This window comes from Gilliamella sp. X-57, from assembly GCF_057063565.1.
In genome coordinates, this window is the sequence record NZ_JBXSQI010000046.1 from 1 (window position 1) to 2,969 (window position 2,969).

The 2,969-nt window shown below is 37.5% G+C and carries 4 protein-coding genes and 1 tRNA gene; all 5 read left to right on the top strand.

The features are described from left to right. The first annotated feature begins 107 nt into the window (after positions 1 to 107). The 5 genes from ACYIAL_RS12570 (at position 108) to ACYIAL_RS12590 (ending at position 2,929) form a co-directional block, all read left to right on the top strand. Positions 108 to 563 carry an IS3 family transposase gene (locus ACYIAL_RS12570; RefSeq protein WP_483751879.1) on the top strand — a complete coding sequence of 152 codons (456 nt, stop codon included), beginning with the start codon at positions 108 to 110 and terminating at the stop codon, positions 561 to 563. Positions 564 to 577: 14 nt separating this feature from the next. Next, positions 578 to 679 carry an integrase core domain-containing protein gene (locus ACYIAL_RS12575; protein ID WP_081297626.1) on the top strand — a complete coding sequence of 34 codons (102 nt, stop codon included), beginning with the start codon at positions 578 to 580 and terminating at the stop codon, positions 677 to 679. A 347-nt stretch (positions 680 to 1,026) separates the two neighbouring features. Next, on the top strand, positions 1,027 to 1,401 hold the full coding sequence (gene secG, locus ACYIAL_RS12580; RefSeq protein ID WP_174796648.1) for a preprotein translocase subunit SecG: 375 nt from the start codon (positions 1,027 to 1,029) through the stop codon (positions 1,399 to 1,401). A gap of 7 nt (positions 1,402 to 1,408) precedes the next feature. After that, a tRNA-Leu gene (locus tag ACYIAL_RS12585) sits at positions 1,409 to 1,494 on the top strand. 184 nt (positions 1,495 to 1,678) lie between these two features. After that, complete coding sequence (locus ACYIAL_RS12590) at positions 1,679 to 2,929, top strand: integrase domain-containing protein (RefSeq protein WP_483751880.1); 1,251 nt, start codon at positions 1,679 to 1,681, stop codon at positions 2,927 to 2,929. Positions 2,930 to 2,969: the final 40 nt, after the last annotated feature.

The following is a 2,969-nucleotide window of genomic DNA, read 5'->3' on the forward strand; positions in this document are numbered from 1 at the left end:
ATCAAACGCTTAAAGGAGCTGGAGGCCGAAAACCGCAAGCTTAAGCAGATGTTTGCCAAACTGAGCTTAAAATCCCAGCTTCAGGAAGAAATTATAAAAAAGCTTTAGTGCCCACAAAGGCACGTAAAACGTGGGCACAGCAACTACAACAAAATTATCCAGTTACTATTGCTATGAGTTGTGCCATTGTTGGCTTAAGTCGCTGTGCTTACTATTATCAACCTAAATTACCGGATGATTCGGTGATTATATCAGTATTAAGTACTATCACTGACAAGCATTTACGCTGGGGCTTTCCCAAATGTTTTAATCGCATCAGAAAGCTCGGCTATAAATGGAATCATAAACGGGTGTATCGGGTGTATTGCCAATTAAAGCTTAATCTTAGGGTAAAGCGTAAACAGCGCATTCCTTCACGAAGCCCAGAAAGGCTATTAGCGCCCAATAAACAAGGTGAATGTTGGTCAATGGATTTTATGAGTGACAGTAGTCGTAATCAGCGTCGCTTTAGGACATTCAATGTCATCGATGACTTTAATCGTGATATCTTTTTAACAACTTAGCGCAAGCAAGGAGAATAACCGAAGAATGGTTAACGATTTATAACACCGAAAGACCGCATGAGGCATTAAATAACATGACACCGATTGAGTATAAAACACTAAAACAAGCAGCATGATTTTCTACTTGAATCTTGTACTAAGTTTGGGATATTTACACCAGAGCTTTCTAACAGATATGTGATTGACGCTTGGATAAGGCAAATTCAAGCATGGTGAAAAGAACAGCAATTACATGCAGTATGTAAGGAATAATGGCTTTAATTTAAATTGAACGCAATTTAAGGTGATAGATAAGGATGGGCTTATTTTAGTTTAAAAATTGGCAATTTTTGATTGATTAAAAGAGATATTTTTCAAAATAAACCGATAATCCATGAAATTTTACTTGCTTGTTGGTCTGTCTTTCGCTAATATTCCGCACCAATAGATTCTGTTGTATAACATGTAAAATTGACAGGTTGAAATGTACGAACTTCTAATTATAAGTTATTTGATCATCGCTTTGGTAATTATCGTTTTAGTTTTGATTCAGCGAGGTAAAGGCGCAGATATGGGGTCTTCTTTCGGCTCGGGTGCGTCAGCAACTTTGTTTGGTTCTTCAGGAAGTGGTAACTTTTTAACTCGTACAACAACGTTATTAGGTATTTTGTTTTTTGTCATTAGCATTCTATTGTCGAATTTAGGCAGTAAGCCTCATGCAGCTTCAAATCACGAATTTGACAACATTGAAGATAGCGTACCAGTAACGACGCAGCAGAATGAAAGTGGAGCAGAACAAACCACAGCACCTATTGCTCAACCGACACAACAAAATCCAACATCGGATATTCCTGAATAAAAACGGCGCCGTGGTGGTGAAATTGGTAGACACGCTATCTTGAGGGGGTAGTGCTCTAAGGGCATGCGGGTTCAAGTCCCGCCCACGGCACCAAATCAATAAACAGTAACATTCTTTTAAACCCAAAAAAGCACACCAAATCCAGTAATAACAAGCTTCAAAGTCTATTTTATTGCCCATTAAGTATCAGTAAGGTACATTTACAACCAAAAATAATGGGGGTATATTTGGGGGTATAATTAAATACCCTATTATTGCGTACCCCCAAAGGTGAAAAATGGCTGTAAAAACAACTCCCTTAACTGACACACAAATAAAAGCATTAAAAGCCACTAGTAAGGATAAAAAGTATTTTGATGGTGGAGGTCTTTTTTTGTTAGTTAAATCGACAGGGGTTAAATTATGGCGATTTAAATATAAAAAGCCAATATCACATAAAGAGACATTATTATCTTTCGGTAAATACCCAGAAACATCGCTACAACAAGCGCGAAAACAACGAGATGAAGCGCGCGAATTAATAAAGCAAGGTATAGATCCACAACATCACAAAGCGGAACAAGAACAACGTAAGCAAGAAGCTTGTAATAATACCTTTTACGCTATAGCTGAGAAATGGTTCAAATTCAAAACAGAACAAAGTTTAGAAGAACAAACACTCAAAAAGGCTTGGCGTTCATTAGAAAACCATGTTTTCCCTTATATAAAAGATATTCCAATAAACCAAGTAACAGCTATCAAAGCGATTAACGCATTACAGCCATTAAATAACAATAATAAATACGAAACAGTAAAAAGAGTTTGTCGGCGAATTAATGAAATAATGTATTATGCTGTCAATATGGGAATTATCGATAATAACCCTCTAGCCAAAATCACCGACGTATTTAATAGCCCGAAAGTAAAAAATCAGCCAACTATTCCCCTTACTGAGTTACCGCAGTTCATGCAAGCTTTAGCTATGGCAAAGATTGAATTGCAAACCAGATGCGTGATTGAATGGCAGTTATTAACATTAACGCGACCAAGTGAAGCCGTAGGGGCTAAGTGGGAAGAAATTAATCTAGATAAAAAATTATGGAGTATTCCTGCCGAACGCATGAAAATGGATAGACCACACAATATACCTTTATCACCGCAGGCAATAAAAATACTTGAGATAATGAAATCTATTAATCATAAAAGCGAGTTTGTTTTCCCAACAGCAAGACCACCTTATAACAAGCCAATGAGTAGCCAAACCGCTAACATGGCAATAAAGCGCATGGGATACAAAGATAAGTTAGTTGCGCATGGATTAAGAGCTTTAGCTAGTACCGCTTTAAACGAACAAGGCTTTAATTATGATGTCATTGAAAGCGCGTTATCCCATGTTGATAAAAACGCAGTAAGGCGAGCTTACAACAAAGCAGAATATGAACATCAAAAGCGTATTATGCTTGACTGGTGGGGTGACTTTGTCGAGCAAGCAAGCCAAGGAAATGTCTCACTATCAGGTAACCGCAATTTAAAGCTAGTTAATCATTAACCATATCGCGCTATTCATACCGTGCCCCATATTTGGGTTA

Excerpts from the sequence above, each read along its gene's own strand:
- secG (WP_174796648.1), top strand. The coding sequence starts at position 1,027 with ATGTACGAACTTCTAATTATAAGTTATTTGATCATCGCTTTGGTAATT.
- ACYIAL_RS12590 (WP_483751880.1), top strand. The coding sequence starts at position 1,679 with ATGGCTGTAAAAACAACTCCCTTAACTGACACACAAATAAAAGCATTA.